Annotated in this window: 18 protein-coding genes; 6 read left to right on the top strand and 12 right to left on the bottom strand. The window is 66.2% G+C overall.

The window, feature by feature from the left end; translation table 11 throughout:
• Positions 1 to 94: 94 nt before the first annotated feature.
• Positions 95 to 3,142: a valine--tRNA ligase gene (locus ACLFQI_RS00360; protein ID WP_410756806.1), complete on the bottom strand. Its 3,048-nt coding sequence runs from the start codon at positions 3,140 to 3,142 to the stop codon at positions 95 to 97.
• A gap of 284 nt (positions 3,143 to 3,426) precedes the next feature.
• Between ACLFQI_RS00360 and ppdK the strand changes: the two genes are divergently transcribed.
• Entirely contained in the window at positions 3,427 to 6,201 is a 2,775-nt protein-coding gene (ppdK, locus tag ACLFQI_RS00355; protein WP_410756805.1) for a pyruvate, phosphate dikinase, read from the top strand.
• A gap of 50 nt (positions 6,202 to 6,251) precedes the next feature.
• On the opposite strand, the gene ACLFQI_RS00350 is transcribed toward ppdK, so the two are convergent.
• Genes ACLFQI_RS00350 through ACLFQI_RS00340 form a run of 3 tightly spaced genes read right to left on the bottom strand, consistent with a single transcriptional unit; the run spans position 6,252 to position 8,016 of the window.
• Complete coding sequence (locus ACLFQI_RS00350) at positions 6,252 to 6,995, bottom strand: SDR family oxidoreductase (protein ID WP_410756804.1); 744 nt, start codon at positions 6,993 to 6,995, stop codon at positions 6,252 to 6,254.
• 18 nt (positions 6,996 to 7,013) lie between these two features.
• Positions 7,014 to 7,310 carry a hypothetical protein gene (locus tag ACLFQI_RS00345; RefSeq protein WP_410756803.1) on the bottom strand — a complete coding sequence of 99 codons (297 nt, stop codon included), beginning with the start codon at positions 7,308 to 7,310 and terminating at the stop codon, positions 7,014 to 7,016.
• 55 nt (positions 7,311 to 7,365) lie between these two features.
• Entirely contained in the window at positions 7,366 to 8,016 is a 651-nt protein-coding gene (locus ACLFQI_RS00340; RefSeq protein ID WP_410756802.1) for an ankyrin repeat domain-containing protein, read from the bottom strand.
• A 134-nt stretch (positions 8,017 to 8,150) separates the two neighbouring features.
• On the opposite strand from ACLFQI_RS00340, the gene ACLFQI_RS00335 reads away from it, so the two are divergent.
• Positions 8,151 to 8,573 (top strand): hypothetical protein, encoded by a 423-nt coding sequence (locus tag ACLFQI_RS00335; RefSeq protein WP_410756801.1) that lies wholly within the window; start codon positions 8,151 to 8,153, stop codon positions 8,571 to 8,573.
• Between the two features lie 211 nt (positions 8,574 to 8,784).
• On the opposite strand, the gene ACLFQI_RS00330 is transcribed toward ACLFQI_RS00335, so the two are convergent.
• The 6 genes from ACLFQI_RS00330 to ACLFQI_RS00305 form a co-directional block, all read right to left on the bottom strand.
• Positions 8,785 to 9,345, bottom strand: coding sequence for a putative 2OG-Fe(II) oxygenase (locus tag ACLFQI_RS00330; RefSeq protein WP_410756800.1), 561 nt, complete (start codon positions 9,343 to 9,345; stop codon positions 8,785 to 8,787).
• Between the two features lie 29 nt (positions 9,346 to 9,374).
• On the bottom strand, positions 9,375 to 10,604 hold the full coding sequence (locus tag ACLFQI_RS00325) for a protoporphyrinogen/coproporphyrinogen oxidase (protein WP_410756799.1): 1,230 nt from the start codon (positions 10,602 to 10,604) through the stop codon (positions 9,375 to 9,377).
• Positions 10,605 to 10,743: 139 nt separating this feature from the next.
• Positions 10,744 to 11,313, bottom strand: a complete 570-nt coding sequence (locus ACLFQI_RS00320) for a DUF3365 domain-containing protein (RefSeq protein ID WP_410756798.1) — start codon at positions 11,311 to 11,313, stop codon at positions 10,744 to 10,746.
• Positions 11,314 to 11,487: 174 nt separating this feature from the next.
• Positions 11,488 to 11,883, bottom strand: a complete 396-nt coding sequence (locus ACLFQI_RS00315; RefSeq protein ID WP_410756797.1) for a septal ring lytic transglycosylase RlpA family protein — start codon at positions 11,881 to 11,883, stop codon at positions 11,488 to 11,490.
• Between the two features lie 177 nt (positions 11,884 to 12,060).
• Positions 12,061 to 12,897 (bottom strand): metallophosphoesterase family protein, encoded by an 837-nt coding sequence (locus ACLFQI_RS00310; RefSeq protein ID WP_410756796.1) that lies wholly within the window; start codon positions 12,895 to 12,897, stop codon positions 12,061 to 12,063.
• Between the two features lie 140 nt (positions 12,898 to 13,037).
• Positions 13,038 to 13,847: an inositol monophosphatase family protein gene (locus ACLFQI_RS00305; RefSeq protein WP_410756795.1), complete on the bottom strand. Its 810-nt coding sequence runs from the start codon at positions 13,845 to 13,847 to the stop codon at positions 13,038 to 13,040.
• Positions 13,848 to 13,920: 73 nt separating this feature from the next.
• Here ACLFQI_RS00305 and ACLFQI_RS00300 point away from each other — a divergent pair, with 73 nt between their 5' ends.
• The 3 genes from ACLFQI_RS00300 to ACLFQI_RS00290 all read left to right on the top strand — a co-directional run bounded on the left by ACLFQI_RS00300 (position 13,921) and on the right by ACLFQI_RS00290 (position 16,177).
• The gene (locus tag ACLFQI_RS00300) at positions 13,921 to 14,790 is read left to right on the top strand and encodes an RNA methyltransferase (protein ID WP_410756794.1); all 870 of its coding nucleotides are present in this window, start codon (positions 13,921 to 13,923) and stop codon (positions 14,788 to 14,790) included.
• Positions 14,791 to 14,829: 39 nt separating this feature from the next.
• Complete coding sequence (gene cysE, locus ACLFQI_RS00295; RefSeq protein WP_410756793.1) at positions 14,830 to 15,606, top strand: serine O-acetyltransferase; 777 nt, start codon at positions 14,830 to 14,832, stop codon at positions 15,604 to 15,606.
• A gap of 61 nt (positions 15,607 to 15,667) precedes the next feature.
• Positions 15,668 to 16,177: a Fe-S cluster assembly transcription factor gene (locus ACLFQI_RS00290; RefSeq protein WP_410756792.1), complete on the top strand. Its 510-nt coding sequence runs from the start codon at positions 15,668 to 15,670 to the stop codon at positions 16,175 to 16,177.
• Positions 16,178 to 16,207: 30 nt separating this feature from the next.
• On the opposite strand, the gene ACLFQI_RS00285 is transcribed toward ACLFQI_RS00290, so the two are convergent.
• Positions 16,208 to 16,636, bottom strand: coding sequence for a rhodanese-like domain-containing protein (locus ACLFQI_RS00285; protein WP_410756791.1), 429 nt, complete (start codon positions 16,634 to 16,636; stop codon positions 16,208 to 16,210).
• Between the two features lie 88 nt (positions 16,637 to 16,724).
• Between ACLFQI_RS00285 and ACLFQI_RS00280 the strand changes: the two genes are divergently transcribed.
• Positions 16,725 to 17,759, top strand: coding sequence for a lysophospholipid acyltransferase family protein (locus ACLFQI_RS00280; protein WP_410756790.1), 1,035 nt, complete (start codon positions 16,725 to 16,727; stop codon positions 17,757 to 17,759).
• 4 nt (positions 17,760 to 17,763) lie between these two features.
• Here ACLFQI_RS00280 and soxZ read toward each other — a convergent pair whose 3' ends face one another.
• Positions 17,764 to 18,078, bottom strand: coding sequence for a thiosulfate oxidation carrier complex protein SoxZ (gene soxZ / locus ACLFQI_RS00275; RefSeq protein ID WP_410756789.1), 315 nt, complete (start codon positions 18,076 to 18,078; stop codon positions 17,764 to 17,766).
• Positions 18,079 to 18,100: the final 22 nt, after the last annotated feature.

Here is an 18,100-nt window from a genome sequence, read left to right as displayed (position 1 = left end):
AAGATTCTTAAGAATCGTAACAGGGGCAGGCGACACTTATCCTGACACTGAGGGCAGTCGTTGAGCGCTGAATGGGTTCCGAACGGGCACTGAATTAGAGCGCAGCGATTCGCGTCCGTTGCGTGCTGAGGTTCGCGAGGGCGGCGCCTTGTTCGGCCAGCCGCTCTCGCTCCTTTTGCACCACCTGAGTCGGCGCCTTGTCGACAAAACTCGGGTTGGCGAGTTTGTGTTCGATGCGTTCGATGTCGGCGCCGAGCTTGGCGATCTCCTTGTCGAGGCGCTTGAGTTCGGCGTCTTTGTCGATGAGGCCGGCCATGGGGATCAGGATCTTCATCGCGCCGACCAAGGCGATGGCGGATTCGGGGGCTGCGGCCTCGTCGTCGAGGAGGGCGATCGATTCGGTGCGGGCGAGGAAATCGAGGTAGGGTCGGGCCTGTTCGAGCCAGCGCCGATCGCGCTCCTGAGCATTGGCAATGAGCACCGGCAGGGGCTTGGAGGGCGCGATGTTCATCTCGCCCTTGATGCGGCGCACCCCCAGGATGAACTGCTGCACCCAATGGATCTCGGCCTCGGCCTCGGCATCCTCGAGGTCAGTCTCCGGAGTCGGATAGGGGGCGAGCATGATGGTTGCGGCGCAAGGCTCGCGGGTTGCTGGCCGATCGACGCCAGCCAGTGGCCGGACCTTCTGCCAGATCTCCTCGCTGATGAAGGGCATGAACGGGTGGGCGAGGCGCAGCAGCGTTTCCAGCGTCTGCACCAGGGTCCAGCGGGTGCCGCGCTTGGCGGCGTCACTGGCGCTCGCACGGGTCAGCACCGGCTTCGAGAGTTCCAGGTACCAGTCGCAGAATTCGCTCCAGGTGAACTCGTAGATGGCCTGGGCGGCGAGGTCGAAGCGGTAGGCGTCGAGGGCCTCGCGCACGGTCGCGACGGTCGCGTTCAAGCGACTCCGAATCCATCGATCGGCGGCGCTGAACTCCAGTGGCCCCGGTTTGCTGTCTCGATCGGACGCGGGATTGGATGTCGAAACCGCGCCGGACCCAGCGTGGGCCAGCTCTCGATCTGTGCTCTGAGCCGCCTGGCCCTGGCTGACTGAGTCGGTTTCCGGGCTTGGACTGGTGAGTGGGCTCGCGCCAGCGCTGAGCCCGGCCCCACAATCCTGTCCCTCGGTGTTCATCAACACATAGCGCGAGGCATTCCAGAGCTTGTTGCAGAAGTTGCGATAGCCCTCGACGCGACCCAGGTCGAGTTTGATATCGCGGCCGGTGGTGGCGAGCGCGGCGAAGGTGAAGCGCAGCGCATCGGTGCCGAAGGCGGGGATGCCGTCGGGGAACTCCTTGCGCGTCTGCTCGGCGATCTTCTCGGCCAGCTGCGGCTGCATCATGCCCTTGGTGCGCTTCTCGACCAGGGGTTCCAGCTCGATGCCGTCGATCAGATCGATGGGGTCGAGCACGTTGCCCTTGGATTTCGACATCTTGTTGCCCTGGGCATCGCGCACCAGGCCGTGGATGTAAACATCGCGGAAGGGCACGTCGCCCATGAACTTGAGCCCCATCATGATCATCCGGGCGACCCAGAAAAAGATGATGTCGAAGCCGGTGATCAATACCGAGGTCGGGTAGAAGGTCGCAAGCCGCTCGCTCTGTTCGGGCCAACCCAGCGTACTGAAGGGCCAGAGCGCGGAGCTGAACCAGGTGTCGAGCACGTCCTCGTCCTGGCGCAGCGGATAGTCGTCGCCGAGTCCGTGCCGATTGCGCACCTCGGCCTCGCTCCGGCCGACATAGATGTTACCCTCATCGTCGTACCAGGCCGGAATGCGATGGCCCCACCAGAGCTGGCGGCTGATGCACCAGTCCTGGATATTGTGCATCCACTCGTAGTAGGTGTTCTTCCAGTTATCGGGGACGAAGCGGATGCGCCCGTCCTCGACGGCGGCGATCGCCGGCTTGGCCAGCGGCGCGATGCGCACATACCACTGATCGGTCAAATAAGGCTCGACGATGGCGCCGGAGCGGTCCCCGCGCGGGACCATCAGCCGATGCTCGCGCACCTGCGCCAGCAGTCCCTGGGCCTTGAGGTCGGCGAGGATACGCGTGCGCGCCTGGAAGCGGTCGAGGCCGCTGTAGGCGCTCGGGATCAAGGCGCCTTCCTCGGCGGTGTTGGCGCGGATCGCGGCATCGGCGGTGAAGATGTTGATCAGGCCGCCGTGCGGCTGATCGGCGATCGGCGTCTCGTCGCGGTGGCGCTGCCAGACGGCATGGTCGTTGAAATCGTGCGCCGGGGTGATCTTCACGCAGCCGGTACCGAGTTCGGGATCGGCGTGCTCGTCGGCGATGATCGGGATGCGCCGGCCGGTGAGCGGCAGCTCCACGGTTTCGCCGATCAGGTGCCGGTAGCGCTCATCGTCGGGATTCACCGCCACCGCGCAGTCGCCGAGCAGCGTTTCCGGGCGGGTGGTGGAGACGATCATGGCGCCGGTGCCATTGCTCAGCGGGTACTTGAGATCCCACATATGGCCGGCCTCTTCCTCGGCGACCACCTCCAGATCCGAGATCGCGGTGTGCAGCACCGGGTCCCAGTTCACCAGCCGCTTGCCGCGATAGATCAGCCCCTCCTCGAACAGCCGCACGAAGACTTCGCGCACCGCGTTGGAGAGACCCGCGTCCATGGTGAAGCGTTCGTGCCGCCAGTCGAGCGAGGAGCCGAGTCGGCGCAGCTGCTGGGTGATGGTGCCGCCCGATTCGGCCTTCCACTGCCAGATGCGTTCGACGAAGGCCTCGCGGCCGAGGTCGTGGCGGGTCTGGCCCTCGGCCTCCAGCTGCCGTTCGACCACCATCTGGGTCGCGATGCCGGCATGATCGGTGCCCGGCTGCCAAAGAGTGGGTTCGCCGCGCATACGGTGATAACGTACCAATGCGTCCATGATGGCGTTGTTGAAGCCGTGCCCCATGTGCAAGCTGCCGGTGACGTTCGGCGGCGGAATCATGATGCAGAACGGCGCCGCCGCGGGGTCATCCGGGCCTTGACCGCCCTGGCGATCGGGACCGGCTGCTGGTTTCAGGTCTGGCGCGAACCAGCCGGCTTGCTCCCAGCGCCGATACCAGGCGGTCTCGATGGTCTTGGGGTCGTAGGTCTTGTCCAACATGGCGGAAATCCTGCGCGTTTCGATGGGCGCTGATACGGTGTCGAGGTCTGTGCGTGTCCGCTCGCGATCGCGGTGGCGAGCAGGGCGGGCGTTAGGGCCCGCAGTATAAACGGCTTGAGGGCGTTGGTTGGTGCCGCTGGCAGGCCCCATGCTCGGTGTTGCCGGGGCCTGGCGAGCGCAGACGCTGCCCCCTTTCCATGACCAGTTGATTTCGGACACTTCCCAACCGCCGCTGTGCTCGTTCAAATACACAGCATTGATCATCCCAACCGAGGACCGAGAACATGACTGAAGCGAACAAATGGGTCTTCGCCTTCGAGGAAGGCGATGGCAAGAACAAGAAGCTGCTAGGCGGCAAGGGCGCCAACCTCTGCGAGATGACGCAGATCGGCCTCAACGTGCCGCCCGGCTTCGTGATCACCACCGAGGCCTGCTTGGCCTATCTGGAGCAGCCCGAGCACCAGTTGCCGGCCGGCGTGATGGATCAGGTGCGCGAGCAGATGGAGGCCCTGGAGCGCAAGACCGGCAAGGGCTTCGGCGATCCCGACAACCCGCTGCTGGTCTCGGTGCGCTCGGGCTCGGCGATGTCGATGCCGGGCATGATGGATACCATCCTCAACCTCGGTCTCAACCAGAAGACCTTGATGGGCGAGATCAAGGCCACCGGCGACGATCGCTTCGGCTACGACTCCTATCGGCGCTTCATCCAACTCTTCGGCAAGGTCGCCCTGGGCGTTCCCGACGAGGCCTTCGACAAGGAATTCAACGCCATCAAAGAGGCCGCCCATGCCAAGCAGGATGTCGATCTGACGGCCATCGATCTCAAGGAGATGAGCGAGCGTTTCCTCAAGGTGGTCGAGGAGCATACCGGCAAGCCGTTCCCGGCGGACCCGATGGTCCAGCTCGAGATCGCGATCAAGGCGGTCTTCGACAGCTGGATGGGGCGGCGCGCGGTCGACTATCGCAAGCAGTTCCACATCACCCCGGAGATGGCCAACGGTACCGCGGTGAACATCTGCACCATGGTGTTCGGCAACCGTGGCAACGACTCGGCCACCGGGGTCGGCTTCACCCGCAATCCCGGCACCGGCGAGAACGCGCTCTACGGCGAATATCTGATCAACGCCCAAGGCGAGGATGTCGTCGCCGGCATCCGCACACCGAAGCCGCTCGATCGCCTCAAGGTCGAGATGCCGGAGATCGCCGAGGAGTTGGCCGAGCTGCGCGCTAAGCTCGAGAGTCACTATCGTGAGGTGCAGGACTTCGAGTTCACCATCGAGCGCGGCGTGCTCTATTGCCTACAGACCCGCAATGGCAAGATGAACGCGCACGCGATGGTGCGCACCTCGGTAGAGATGGAGCAGGAGGGCCTGATCAGCAAGGAGCAGGCCTTGCAGCGCATCGATCCGATCAGCCTCGAGCAGATGCTGTTTCCGCGCCTGGACCCAAGTTCCCGGGTCGAGCCGGTCGCCCAGGGGCTGCCGGCCTCGCCGGGCGCGGCCGCCGGCGTCGCGGTGTTCGATGCCGACCGCGCCCATCAGCTCGGCCATGATCTGGGGCAGAAGGTGATCCTGGTGCGCGAGGAGACCAAGCCCGAGGATATCCATGGTTTCTTTGCCTCCAAAGGCATCCTGACCGCGCGCGGCGGTAAGACCTCGCACGCGGCGGTGGTCGCGCGCGGCATGGGCAAGCCCTGTGTCGCCGGTGCCGAGGGCATCAGTGTCGATGTCTCGCGGCGCGAGGCGACCGTTGGCGCCACCAGCTTCAAGGAGGGCGACACCATCACCATCGATGGCTCGTCGGGGCGCGTCTATCTGGGTGAGATCCCGACCGTGGAGCCGGAGTTCACGCCCGAACTCTCGACCCTGCTGCAATGGGCCGACGAGGTCGCGCGGCTGAAGGTGATGGCCAACGCCGACACCCCCGAGGATGCCCGCAACGCGCGCAAGTACGGCGCGGTCGGCATCGGGCTGGCGCGCACCGAGCGCATGTTCAACGCCACCGAGCGCCTGCCGCTGGTGATCGAGATGATCGTCGCCGAGACCACCGAGCAGCGCGACGCCGCCCTGGAGGCGCTACTGCCGCTGCAACGGCAAGACTTCCGCGAGCTGTTCGAGGTGATGGCGCCGAATCCGGTCACCATCCGCCTGCTCGATCCGCCGATCCATGAATTCCTGCCGGATGAACATCAGCTCCTGCAAGACCTCGAGGATCTGCGTGCGCTCGCCGGCGCCACGCGCGGCATGACCGCGCTGGCCGGCTCGATGGGGCTGCTGCACACGCCGGAGAAGGCGCGCGACGACTTCGACGCCGTGCGCCGGGTGATGGACCCGATGATGGTCGAGGAGGCGATCGCGAAGAAGGAAGCGATGCTGAAGAAGGTGCGCATTCTGCACGAGACCAACCCCATGCTCGGGCATCGCGGCGTGCGCCTTGGCATCTCGTTTCCCGAGATCTACAAGATGCAGGTGCGCGCGATTCTGGAAGCGGCGGCCGAGTGCGCCCAGGCCGGCATCGAGATTCAGCCGCAGATCAAGGTGCCGCAGGTCTGTACGGTGCAGGAACTCAGGCGCGTCAAGGCCTATGTCGACGAGGCCCATGCCGAAGTCGAGGCCAAGCACGGTCAGCCGGTCAAGTACAAATTCGGCACCATGATCGAGGTCGTGCGGGCCTGCATGCGGGCCGAGTCGCTGGCCGCGGAAGCCGAGTTCTTCTCGTTCGGCACCAATGACTTGACGCAAGCCGTGTTCTCGTTCTCGCGCGAGGATGCCGAGAACAAGTTCCTGCCGCTCTACAACCAGTCGAATGTGTTGCAGGACAACCCGTTCGAGGTGCTCGACGAGAAGGGCGTCGGCAAGCTGATGCAGTTAGCGGTTGAGTGGGGGCGTGGAGCGCGCCAGGATCTGCACGTTGGCATCTGCGGCGAGCATGGCGGTCATCCGGCGTCGATCTCGTTCTGTGACGAGGCCGGGCTTGACTATGTGAGCTGCTCCGGTCCACGGGTGCCGGTCGCGCGGCTTGCGGCGGCGCAAGCGGCGTTGAAGCATCGGGCGCAATAATCACCGCTAGCCACCGCGCCCGGCCGAGATGCGGCTGGGCGATAGGCTCCTCAGCCCTTTTCCAGCGGCAAACTCATCGCCACCGGCTGTTCGGCTCCATCAGGACCGAAGGCCAGATCGAGCAGGCGATCGGCCACGAAGGCCGGCGAGCTGAAGCCGTCATTGGCCTTGAGATCGAGGAATTTCTGCACGCGCGGGAACTGTTCCGGCGAGCAGTCGCGGATCATCGCCTGCATGTCGGTGTCGATGATGCCGGGCGCGACGGCATGCACGCGCAGCCCGCTGTCGGTCTCTTCCAGCGCGATCGACTCGCTCATGCGATCCACCGCCGCCTTGCCGGCGCAGTAGGCGGACCAGCCGGCATAGGCGTTGCGGGCCGCGCCCGAGCTGATATTCAGCAGCACGCCCTCGCCACCGCGCGCGCGCAGATGGCGAATGAAGGCCTGACTGCCATTGAAGACGCCGACCACATTGACCTCGATGTGACGCGCGAACGCGGCCGGGTCGTTGTCGCGCAGCGGGCCGATGGGTGCCAGTAGCCCGGCATTGTTGATCCACAGATCGATGCGCCCGAAACGCGCGACTGCGGCCTCGCAAAGGCGTGAGATGGCCTCGCTGTCGGTGACATCGGCGGCCATGGTCAGGATCCGATCCGCGGTGCCGGCGAGCGCAGGCTGCGTGCGGGCACAGGCCGCGACCCGCAGGCCGCGCTCGAGGAAGCGGGTCGCGAGTCCGGCGCCGAGGCCGCGACTGGCGCCGGTGATCAGGGCGACCTTATGAGTGAGATCGGTCATTGCGAGAGCCTCTCCGCGTTATTCGCTCGGGTTATCGGCGAGCCAGCCCTGGAGCGCGTCGACCAGCGCCTGGGCCTGGGCCCGGCTGGAGATGTTGAACTTCGATTGTTGCCGATACTCGCCGCCACGTTTTTGGTAGCGGCGGATGGTGTAGCGCTCGGGGCCGTAGGCCTCCTTGGCTCGATCCCAGTCCTGGTAGCGATAGAGCACCGTGGCCCAGCTGCCCTTAGACAGGATGACCTTGTCGAGTTCCTTGGTGGTTTCGATGTCGCCTTCGGTATAGGTGATGGTCAGATCGTCGACCTTGTCAGTCATGCCGGGGCTCCTTGTTGTTTGTGGGTTGTCTTCGGTATCCGGTTTCTGCTCTCGGTCAGCGTGAGCGTTCGGCGCCATACTGCTTGAGCAGGGTGATCATGGTGGACTGATCCTGCTCCAGGGCGATCTCCAGCGCGCTGGTGCCGTTGCTGTCGGTGAGATTGACGTCGGCGCCGGCGCTGATCAGCTGCTTGGCCAGTTTGACATCGTCGGCGGCGACCGCCAGATGCAGCGGTGGTCGGCCTTGAGCATTGGTGGCGTTGAGATCGACCCCGCGGGCGGTCAGCAGCTTGATGGTGTCGGGATCGAGCGCCTGGACCTCGGCAAGCTCGAACAGCAGTGCTTGCAGATCGTCATCGGCCCCCTCTCGCAGCAGCAGCTCAGCGCTCTGAACCTTGCCGTTCGCGAGCGCGACATGCAAGGGGGTGCGGCCGCGCGCGTCGCGCACATCGAGCCGCGCGCCCTCCTTGAGCAACGCGCGCGCGATGACGACCCGTCCCTGGCTGACGGCGACATGCAGCGGATAGTCGCCATCGGGGCCGGGCTGGTTGATCTCGGTCTTCCAGAACATGTGCCGTTTGATCTGATCGAGGTCGCCACTCTGAACAGCGCGATACAGGTTGACGCTCGGTGGGCGCGGCTCGTCACAAGCGACCAGCAGTCCAAGGCTCGCCAGGACGATGATCGGGATGGGAAGCGAAGGCATGGGACTCGGTGGCGGTTGCGCGACGGTAGACTCGAACGACCGATGGTAAGCCCGGCGGGTGCCGCCAAACAAGATGATGACCCGTGGTGCTCGGCAATGGTCCCGGGTGGGGGCTCGTGGTAGCGTATCGGGTCATGTTCACAAAACTCCTGTTAACCGCCACGGTGATCCTGGTGGCCTGGCTCGTGGTGCGCAAGCGTTGGCGTGCCGAGGGCGATCAACCGCCGCGACCGCGAGCGTTGACGAACGCGCGCGCTCCGGCGGCGGGGCCGCTGATGCCGCGTGGCGCGGTCAAGCTCGCGGCCTATGGGGTCGTGGTACTGATGCTCGGTGGTAGCGGGTTCTATCTGTTCCAGGACTGGCAGCAAGCGCGCGAGATCGTTCAGCTCCAGGTGGTCAACATCTATACCGGCGAGACCGAGCACTATGAGGCGCGGCGCGGCGAGATCGACGGCCGCCGCTTTCGCACGCTCGACGGGCGGCGGATTCGGATCGCCGAGATGGAGCGCCTGATCGAGATCGAGGGCGAGCGGGACTCCGAACGCGCGCGACGCTAGCGTAATGCTGCCAAAGATTCGATACCGTCCGAAAGTGCCCAAGCTCCAATATCGACAACGGTGTGAGTCATCAGCATGTATCGAGACTTCAGCAGCGTTGCACTAGGTTGAATGCTTATCGGGCTCATGGAGCGCCCGCTTCGGCGCCCAGGTCGCGGGTCCTTGGGTGTGCGCAGGGGGCCTATGCGGCCTCATGCGGCCTCATGCGGCCTCATGAGGACTGACTGGGACCAATGTTGAAGGCGATCGAGAGTCGCCGCGCGGTGCCGCGATTGCGCTCGACCGAGTGCTCGAGTGCCGGGTCGAACAACAGCAACAGACCCGGCCAGGGCCGCAGCCGGGTCTCGAAGGGACCATCATGGAAGAGGATGTCGCCGGCCGCCTCGGGCGTGCTGACGTAGTAGACGCCCGAGGCCAATTCGTCGCATTCCTCATGGGCATGGCGACTGGTGGCCTGACCGGGCTGCATGGCATTGACCCAAAACCCCGCGCGCAGCGGTTGCTGGGCCGCGATCGGTTCTTCGAGCCAGGTCGCCTGAGCGCTGCTCAGCCAGCTCCGTGCCTGCTCCACGGCGAAGGCGAGGATGTCGGCGACGCCGGGCAGTTGCCCGGCATCGAGATAGAGATTCTCGAAACGTCCGTCGATGAAATGCGAGCGGCTCGCGAAATCGCCCTCGCCGAGGCCGTCGAAGGCCCGCGCGAGGGGAGCGTTGACGGCCTCGGCGCGGGGATACTGACAGCAGACGATGGGGCGGTTGGCGCGCATGAGCATGGCGCGGGCGGCTCTCCCGGCGCTTGCGGTCAGTGGTGACCGCGAGCACCGTCCTCGCTGCCCTGGGCGCCGCCGAAGAGTCGGGCATGCTCGGCGCGGGTGCGGGTCACGCAGTCCTCGATCGAGACGCCGAGGAACCAATTGCCGGTGACCGCGATCCGTCCGCCCGCGAGGGCCGCGTCCAGCGCCTGGACGCGCTGCATGTGATCGGCGCGCAGGGCCGGCAACTGGTTGCGGACATGGGCCTTGGCGCTGATGTCGGCGACGCGGGCATCGATGGCCTGGCAGGCGGCCTGCTCGCGCTCGGCCTCGCTGAGGGTGGCGCCGGGGAAGTGGAAGGCGAAGCCGCGATAGCGATCGTCCGGCAGGAAATCGCGCGAGACCGCGGAGAGGAAGGCGCCATCGACGCTGATCAGGCCGGCGATCTCATCGATGCCGAGACGGGCACGCTCGAAGGCCAGCACCAGGGTGTCGATCTCGGCGACGCCGATGTCCTCGATCGCGCTCGCCGCCGCTGGCGCCACCTCGCCGAGCAGCTTGTGGGCGACCGGCGGCGGCACGGCCAGGGTCAGCCGCTCGCAGGAGTGATGGGTGCCGTCCTGGAGTTCGAGCGCGAAGCCCTCGCCCTGGGCGACGATGCGCGTGACCTGGGCGCCGAATTGGGCGTTGAAGCCCGGCTGCGCGGCGATCGCCTGCGGGATGTCGGCGAGGCCGCCGGGCATGGTGAAGGCGCGCAGCACATCCTTGCGGCGCGGCTTCTTGCGAAACATCGCCTCGGCGGGGAAGTCATCGGCGTCCTGGCAGACCACGGAGCGCAGCGCCGGGCTGAGCAATTCCCGATAATTCTTGCGGCCCATGACTTGGCTGTAGTATTCGGCCACCGTCTTGCCGGTCTTCTCGATCCGAAACAGTCCGGGCAGGGAGATCAGCAGCTCGAACGGATGCAATGCCGAGAGGATGCCGCGCCGCTTGCCGTCGACCCAGAGCTTGTAGCTGCGCTTTTCCTTCGCCGTGGTCAGCCGCAGCAGGTCGAGCTGCTCCATGATGGCGAGGAGGTTGCCGTAACTGTTGAAACAGGTGTGGCCGCCGGCCTCGACCCAGAAGCCGTCGAGCGCTTGGAAGCGGCTGCTGTGGATGCAACCGCCCGGACGGTCGCTGGCTTCGAGCAGGCGGGTGTCGATCCCGGCCTGCAGTGCGTAATGCGCGGCGCTGAGTCCGCTGATGCCGCCGCCGATGACGATATGGGGATGGTCGGCCATGGATGAGGGCTCCCTGTGAAGCTGTGCGAGTCAGCCGCTCATCTTACGCGACCCGGCGCGGTTCTTGGGAGCCGCGCCCATCGGCGATGGGCGCGGTTGTCGTCGTCAGGCCCGCGTCATGCGGTGACGGCGTCGGCTCTTACAGCGGCTTGGTCAAGGTGAAGGCGCCGCGGATGTCGCCGGCCGAGTAGCCGCGGGCCTGATCCTCGGGATAGGCCTCGTCGATGGCCTGCGCCAGCTCCGGATCGATGTCGCTGCCATGGCAGGTCAGGCAGATCTCTTGGGTCGGGATCGGCTTCATGTAGCGATACACCTTTTGCCCATCGCTCTCGAGGACTTCGGCATAGCTCATCTCGGCGACGTCGTTGCCGGCGGTCTTGAGGGACTCGAACTGCTTGAGGATACGCGTTTCCCAGGCGTCGGGCGCATTCTCGGGGTTGCGCGTCTTCAGGCTGGTGCGGCCGATCTCCCACGCCGAGGTCTGCGAGAGGTTGTCGGCGATCGCCGGGGCCTTGTCCTGACAGACCTCGATGGCCTTGATCGGACCGCCTTCCTTCATGGCGCTGACCAGCTCCGACTGCAAGCTCTCCGCGAACTGCTGGATCAGGGCGCGGGCTTCCTCGTTGGCGCCGGCGGTGGTCTCGGCGAAACCCAGGACGGGCGTTGCCAGGAGGAGGGTCGTGACCGAGAGTCGTGTCATCTTGCGCATGGATAGGGTCTCCTTGAGAGAGGCTTTGAAACGGAACGCTTTGGATGTCGGGCCAACCGGGTCCTTATCCAAATCGCGCGAGAAGAGGAGACTATGGCCGATGGCCTGGGTGCGCCGCGATGGGAAAGCGCAACGCGGGTGCCCGCCGCGGCGGGCACCGAGGCCGGCGATCGGTCAGGCGCCGCGTTGACCTGGCAGGCTGAGGATTTCGACCCGGACATTGGCCACGCCCTTCTTGATCATGCCGAGTTCGGTCGCGGCACGGCGCGAGAGGTCGATGATGCGACCCTTGATGAAGGGGCCGCGGTCGTTGACCTCGAGATCGACGCTGCGTCCGCTGTTGGCGTCGGTGACGCGGACGCGGGTCCCGAGTGGCAGCGTCTTATGGGCGGCGCTGAGCGCATGTTTGTTGTAGACCTTGCCGCTGGCGGTCTTCCGACCATGGAGGCTGTCGTGGTAGTAAGAGGCGATGCCGCTGAGAACCTGGCCCGGCTCTGCCGCCAGCGCGGAGGTGGAGACGCCAAGCAGAAGGGCGGTGCCGATGAGCAGGAGATGGTGTTGGTTTGTCATCGTTGAATCCTGATCCGTTGACGGAACGATGACAGCAGTATAAGGGAAATCCCGAATCAGGGAAATCCCCAGTCAGGGAAATCACTGAGTGTCGCCTCAGGCCTTCGCGGCTCGCGGGCGCGAGGCGAACGGGCTGACGGCCCGGGGAATGGCGGGGGATGGCGCAGGCGCGGTTGTTCAGCCGCATTCGCGCAGATAGCGCGACACGGAGGCCTCCAGCGAGAGTTCGCCGCGCAAGACCGCCGCTTGCCAGCGCTCGCGCCAGCCGCCGATCAGCAGCTGGGCGCGCTGCCATTCGAGGTAGACCAGGCGGGCGAGGGGGCCGCCCTCGTCGAGGAAGCCGGAGGCCTCGAAATCGCGAGCCGCGCGGTCGCGATCGTAATCGAAGCGCACCAACTCGGTATGCCAGCTGCCGCCGCGCCAGGTGAAGCGGCCGTAGCTGCCGCGCACGTCACCGTCGAACGGTGAGCCGGCCGAGCCGACATTGACCACATCCATGCCCTGGGTATGGCGCTGATGGGTCCGATGGGTATGCCCGGCAACGAAGAGCGCGACACCTTCGGGGAGCTTGCCGATCAGGGATTCGTCGGTGGTCTTGTCGGTGATACCGTCACGGTTGCCGGCCATGGAGCCATGGGTCACGTGCAGCCAAGCATCGGCTTGCGGTGGGTGCAGGCAGAGGTGATCCGGCCAGCCGCGCAGTCGCTCGGCTTGATCGGCGACCTGCCGCCATGCCCAGTCGGTGAAGCGGCGGATCTCCCGCTCGCCCTCGTGGGCGGGTGGTCCGGCGTGACAGCTGAGCACCCAGATCTCGTGATTGCCGTTGACCGGCAGCCAGCCCTGCTCGCGGCGCATCCGATCGAACAGGGCCAGACAGCCGCCACTGTCAGGGCCGCGGTTGACCAGGTCGCCGGCCATCACCACCATGTCCGGCCGCCAGGCCTGGATATGCTCGATGACCGCTTCGAGTGCCGGCAGCACGGCCTGTATATCCGAGAAAACCGCAACCTTCATGCTCGACTGCTCCAACGCTTCAGGGGTCTTGCGGGGTCGATGATGGGATCTGCCGGCGCGTCATCAGGCGTGCAGGGCCCGCGGTGGTGGCGCGAGGAGCGAGACACGGGTGGAGCGCTCGAGGCCGGATCCGTGCCTTGTTAGGCCGCGAGGTCGCCAGCACGAAAGGGCTTGAGACGCTCGATCATGGCGCGGTGGACCTTGAGACCGCCGGCGACCAGGTTGCAGGTCTCGAAGAAGCGGTCGCCGCCAGCGAGATCGGTGACCGTGCCGCCGGCCTCGGCGACCAAGAGCGCGCCGGCGGCGAAGTCCCAGGGCGAAAGCCCGAGTTCCCAGAAGCCATCGAGGCGCCCGGCGGCGACATAGGCGAAATCCAGTGCCGCCGAGCCGGGCCGCCGGATGCCGGCGGTGTCGCGGACCATCGCCGCGAGCATACTGAGATAGGCGGTCAGGTGCGACTGATCGCGGAACGGGATGCCGGTGCCGATCAGCGCGCCCTCGAGGCCGCGCCGGTCGCTGACGCGGAGACGCCGGTCGTTGAGCATGGCGCCGCGGCCGCGACTGGCGGTGAACAACTCCTCGCGCAATGGATCGTAGACGACGGCCTGCTCCATCAGCCCCCGGTAGCGCAGGCCGATCGAGATCGACCATTGCGGGAAGCCGTGCAGATAATTGGTGGTGCCATCGAGCGGGTCGATGATCCACTGGAACTCGTCACTGCCGTCACGGCCCTTGCTGCCGCCGCTCTCCTCGGCGAGGATGGCGTGATTGGGGAACTTGCCGCGCAGCTCGCCGACGATCGCCGCCTCGCAGGCGCGATCGACCTCGCTGACGAAGTCGTTACGGCCTTTCTCGTTGACCCGCAGATCGCCGCCGCGCTCGTAGGAGCGGACGGCGATGCGCCCGGCCTGGCGGGCGGCGCGTACAGCAATATTTAACATGGCATCCATGATGCTAACGATACCCTAGCTGCGCCTTGGAGAGTAGATTGACAAGAGCGAAAGAGTCTGAAGAACTGATGTGATGGATGCAAGCGATCCCCTTTCCACCCAGCGGCCTGGCCAGCAGTGTGACCAGCCGCCTGACCAGCCGCCTGATTTGGCCCGGCTCGGGCGCGTGCGCTTCGTGCTGATCGAAACCAGCCTCAGCGCCAACGTCGGCGCGGTGGCGCGGGCGATGAAGACCATGGGGCTGAGCCAATTATGCTTGGTGCGCCCGCAGCAGGCGCTCGCTGCCGAGGCGCTGGCGCGCGCGGCCGGTGCCGATGATCTGCTGGCGCGCGCGCGTGTTTGTGCGTCGCTCGACGAGGCGCTGGCCGGCTGCCGCTTGGTGATCGGCTCGAGCGCGCGCGCGCGCTCCCTGGCGTGGCCCGAGGTCGATCCGGCCGGTTGCGCCGAGCGCCTGCTGGACGATGCCGCGCGGGCCGAGGTGGCCCTGCTGTTGGGACGCGAGCGCTCGGGCCTGACCAACGACGAGCTGTCTCATTGTCATTTCTTGACGCGGATACCGGCCAATCCGGATTACAGTTCGCTGAATATCGCCGCCGCCGCGCAGGTCTTCGCCTATGAGTTGCGGCGCGTGGCGCTGCGCGGGCCGGCTAGCGCGGCGGCGCCGGCAGGGGAATCGGCGGCGGCGCCAACGGCAGACGCGTCCCTGGCGGGCGTGCCGCGCGACGACCTCGCGACCGCCGACGAGATGGCCGGCTTCTATGCGCATCTGGAGCGGACCATGACGCGGATCGGATTCGCCGACCCGGCCCAGTCGAGCACCTTGCGTCGACGGTTGCGGCGGCTCTTCAATCGCGCGCGCCCGGATCGCACCGAGCTGAATATCCTGCGCGGCTTCCTGTCCGCCGCCGAGGGTCGGAAACACCCGGATCGGTTTCGCCGCTGAGAGCCGGCAAGCGACCGATCCTTTTCAGGAGATGGCCTGATGTTCAAGCGCCTACGGGACGAGATTGACTGCGTGTTCGAGCGCGATCCGGCCGCGCGCAACGCGTTCGAGATCCTGACCGCCTATCCCGGGCTGCACGCGGTGATGATGCACCGGGTGGCGCACGCGCTCTGGGGCCGTGGCTTCAAATGGCTGGCGCGGATGCTGTCGAACCTGGCGCGGCTGTTGACCGGGATCGAGATCCATCCGGGCGCGCGGCTCGGCCGGCGTTTCTTCATCGACCACGGCATGGGCGTGGTGATCGGCGAGACCGCCGTGGTCGGCGATGACTGCACGCTCTACCACGGCGTCACGCTCGGCGGAACCAGTTGGCAAAAGGGGAAGCGCCATCCCACCCTGGGGCGCGATGTGGTGGTGGGGGCCGGGGCCAAGGTCTTGGGACCGATCCAGGTCGGCGATGGCGCGCGCATCGGCTCGAATGCGGTGGTGTTGAAGTCGGTGCCCGCCGGTGGCACCGTGGTCGGCGTGCCGGGGCGGGTGATCGAGCACGCGGGCGACGCGACCGCGCGCCGGCGCGCGGATACCGCCAAGCGCATGGGCTTCGATGCCTATGGCGCCACCCGTGACGCGCCCGATCCGGTCGCCAACGCGGTGAATCGGATGCTCGATCATATCCATATCCTGGATCGACGCCTGGAGGCCATGTCGCGGGCGCTCGAGGAGCAGGGCATCACCCGCCACTTCGCGCATCTCGACGACCTCGACGATTGCGTGCTCGACCCGGCCGCCGTCAGTTCGGAGACCGAGCAAAATTGATGGATTTGGTCGGTTATCATAGGATGTCGTCAGACCAGGCTATCAGCGAGGAGTGGGCACGGTGAGACTGACAACGAAAGGGCGCTATGCGGTGACCGCGGTGTTGGATCTTGCGATCCATCAAGGCGAAGGTCCGATTGCGCTGGCCGATATCGCGCAGCGCCAGGGCATCTCCCTGTCCTACCTGGAGCAGCTGTTCGCCAAGCTGCGCAAGCGCGGGCTCGTGCTCAGTGTGCGTGGCCCCGGGGGCGGCTACCACTTGGCGCGCGAGGCGGGCGCGATCTTCATCGCCGAGGTGATCACCGCCGTCGATGAGAATGTCGATACCACCCGCTGCGGCGGCGAGCGCAACTGCAAGGCGGACGGTCCCTGCCTGACCCATGATCTGTGGATGGATCTGAGCGATCGCATCTACCGCTATCTCAACAACATCAGCTTGCGCGATCTCGTCGAGCGCGGCACCGAGGCAGCCTCTGGCCGCAGCGCGACGCGGCCGCTGGAGGCAACTCGCGTCGAGGGCACCAAGGTTCGCCTCGACCCGGTGCGCCCCAGCGGGCAAGCCAATGCCTGAGGGCGGCGCGGCGTGTCTGCTGGCGCTTTCCTAGCATTGTTCCCAGGGCAGGCCGCGAAACCGCCAGCCGCCACGGGTCGAGCGGTGGTGCTGCTCGTCGAGTTCGCCCTCGAAGCCTTCGTCGACGTGAAAGACATGGGGCAGGCCGGCCTCGAGCAGCGCCTTGCCGGCCTCGAGCGAGCGTTTGCCGCTGCGGCAGATCAGCACGACCGGCGCGCAGGCATCCTCCGCCGTGCAGACGGCGCCGCCGAGCAAGCGCTTGCGGATCTCGGTGAGGAACTGCGGGTTGACGGTCCAGTCCGGTTCATCGATCCAGGGCACATGGACGGCGCCGCTTGGGTGCCCGACGAAGAGAAACTCCATGGTCGAGCGGATATCGACCAGCAGGGCCTGGGGATCGTCCTGGATCAGTCGATGCGCCTGTTCCGGCGTCAGTGGCGTGGGTAAGCGCTCGCTCATGAGGATGCTCCCGAGGGTGGTTGATCGTTATGCACGGCCGGCGCCGGCGCCTCTTGCCAGGTTATTGTTCGGGTTGACCGATTAGACCGTGAACGCACGCCAGCGAACCGGCCGTTCGGGCCCGGCCAGGATCTCCTCCGCAACCGCGACTCGCCTGAGCTGGCGCGAGCGCGCGGCGCGGGTCCTGGTCAGGCTGTTGGCCAGGGTGCCGATGCCGATCCTGCATCGAGCCGGTGCGGCCGTCGGCGCCTTGATCGCGCTGATCCCGAATCGTCAGCGCCGCAATGCGCTGATCAATCTCACCCTGTATGCGCCCGAGATGCCGGCCTCGGCATTGGTGCGGCTGCGCGATCGCAGCCTGCGGCAACTCGGTCGGACCCTGTTCGAGACCGCGCCGCTGTGGCTGCAACCGCCGGCAAAGGCATTGTCGCTGATTCGCGAGGTGCGCGGCATCGAGCTGCTCGAGCGCGCGCCTGACCGGGGATTGATCGTCCTCTCGCCGCATCTCGGCGCCTGGGAGCTGGCCGGGCTCTATCTTTCAACGCGCGGGCCGACGGCGATCTTCTATAAGCCCCAGCGCGTGCTCGACGAGCTGATCGTCGAGGCCAGAAAGCGCGCGGGGGCGACACTGGCGCCGATTACCGCGCGGGGCATTCGCGTCTTGCTCGGCGCGCTCGAGCGCGGTGAGTTCGTCGGCATCCTGCCGGATCAAGAGCCGCGCGAGGACAAGGGCGCGGTGTTTGCGCCCTTGTTCGGGGTGCCCGCCTCTACGATGCTGCTGGTCAACCGCTTGGCGCGCCGCAGTGGCGCGCCGGTCATCTTCATGTTCGCCGAGCGCTTGCCGCGTGCGCGGGGCTTTCGCATCCATTGCCTGCCGGCGCCGGAGGGCATCGACAGCGACGATGATGTGACCGCCGCGGCGGCGTTGAATCGCGGCATCGAGCAATGTATCGCGGTCTGCCCGGAGCAGTATCTGTGGAGCTATCGGCGCTTTCGTCGCCGCCCGTTGGCGGGCCGCAAGATCTACACCGGCTCGTTGCGGGATACCGCGGCGATCGAGCGTGCCCGGCGCATAAAAAAGCCCCGTCCATCGGGGCGGGGCTGTCGGCCACGGGATCGGTGAGCGATCAGCTGATCTCAGCGGTTCCGGTTTCGCTCTCACCCTGGTTATCGACCCAGGTGATCTCGACCGTGTCGCCCTTTTCGCCGCCGTTGAACTTGAACGACAGATAGGGGTTCTTGGAGACGCCGCCGCTCCAGAGGGCGGTCATCACGACTTGATCCTTCCACTTGGTGGTGACTTCTTTGATGAAGTGCGCGGGGATCGGTTCGCCGGTCTTCTTGTCCTTGCGCAGTCCGGTTTCCATCTCGTGGCTCATCAGCGATTTCACGGTGGTGACACCGTCGCTGTGCTTGGCGCGGATCTTGATGTTGCCTGCCATTGTGTTACCTCGGTTCGTGATC

The organism is Halochromatium sp. (assembly GCF_046541315.1).
Taxonomy (GTDB): Bacteria; Pseudomonadota; Gammaproteobacteria; order Chromatiales; family Chromatiaceae; genus Lamprobacter.
This window is presented reverse-complemented; position numbering and strand designations above follow the sequence as displayed.

Bases quoted from the DNA above. Each gene is read 5' to 3' on its own strand.
- ACLFQI_RS00360 (WP_410756806.1), bottom strand. From the start codon at position 3,142: ATGTTGGACAAGACCTACGACCCCAAGACCATCGAGACCGCCTGGTAT.
- ppdK (WP_410756805.1), top strand. From the start codon at position 3,427: ATGACTGAAGCGAACAAATGGGTCTTCGCCTTCGAGGAAGGCGATGGC.
- ACLFQI_RS00350 (WP_410756804.1), bottom strand. From the start codon at position 6,995: ATGACCGATCTCACTCATAAGGTCGCCCTGATCACCGGCGCCAGTCGC.
- ACLFQI_RS00345 (WP_410756803.1), bottom strand. From the start codon at position 7,310: ATGACTGACAAGGTCGACGATCTGACCATCACCTATACCGAAGGCGAC.
- ACLFQI_RS00340 (WP_410756802.1), bottom strand. From the start codon at position 8,016: ATGCCTTCGCTTCCCATCCCGATCATCGTCCTGGCGAGCCTTGGACTG.
- ACLFQI_RS00335 (WP_410756801.1), top strand. From the start codon at position 8,151: ATGTTCACAAAACTCCTGTTAACCGCCACGGTGATCCTGGTGGCCTGG.
- ACLFQI_RS00330 (WP_410756800.1), bottom strand. From the start codon at position 9,345: ATGCTCATGCGCGCCAACCGCCCCATCGTCTGCTGTCAGTATCCCCGC.
- ACLFQI_RS00325 (WP_410756799.1), bottom strand. From the start codon at position 10,604: ATGGCCGACCATCCCCATATCGTCATCGGCGGCGGCATCAGCGGACTC.
- ACLFQI_RS00320 (WP_410756798.1), bottom strand. From the start codon at position 11,313: ATGCGCAAGATGACACGACTCTCGGTCACGACCCTCCTCCTGGCAACG.
- ACLFQI_RS00315 (WP_410756797.1), bottom strand. From the start codon at position 11,883: ATGACAAACCAACACCATCTCCTGCTCATCGGCACCGCCCTTCTGCTT.
- ACLFQI_RS00310 (WP_410756796.1), bottom strand. From the start codon at position 12,897: ATGAAGGTTGCGGTTTTCTCGGATATACAGGCCGTGCTGCCGGCACTC.
- ACLFQI_RS00305 (WP_410756795.1), bottom strand. From the start codon at position 13,847: ATGGATGCCATGTTAAATATTGCTGTACGCGCCGCCCGCCAGGCCGGG.
- ACLFQI_RS00300 (WP_410756794.1), top strand. From the start codon at position 13,921: ATGGATGCAAGCGATCCCCTTTCCACCCAGCGGCCTGGCCAGCAGTGT.
- cysE (WP_410756793.1), top strand. From the start codon at position 14,830: ATGTTCAAGCGCCTACGGGACGAGATTGACTGCGTGTTCGAGCGCGAT.
- ACLFQI_RS00285 (WP_410756791.1), bottom strand. From the start codon at position 16,636: ATGAGCGAGCGCTTACCCACGCCACTGACGCCGGAACAGGCGCATCGA.
- soxZ (WP_410756789.1), bottom strand. From the start codon at position 18,078: ATGGCAGGCAACATCAAGATCCGCGCCAAGCACAGCGACGGTGTCACC.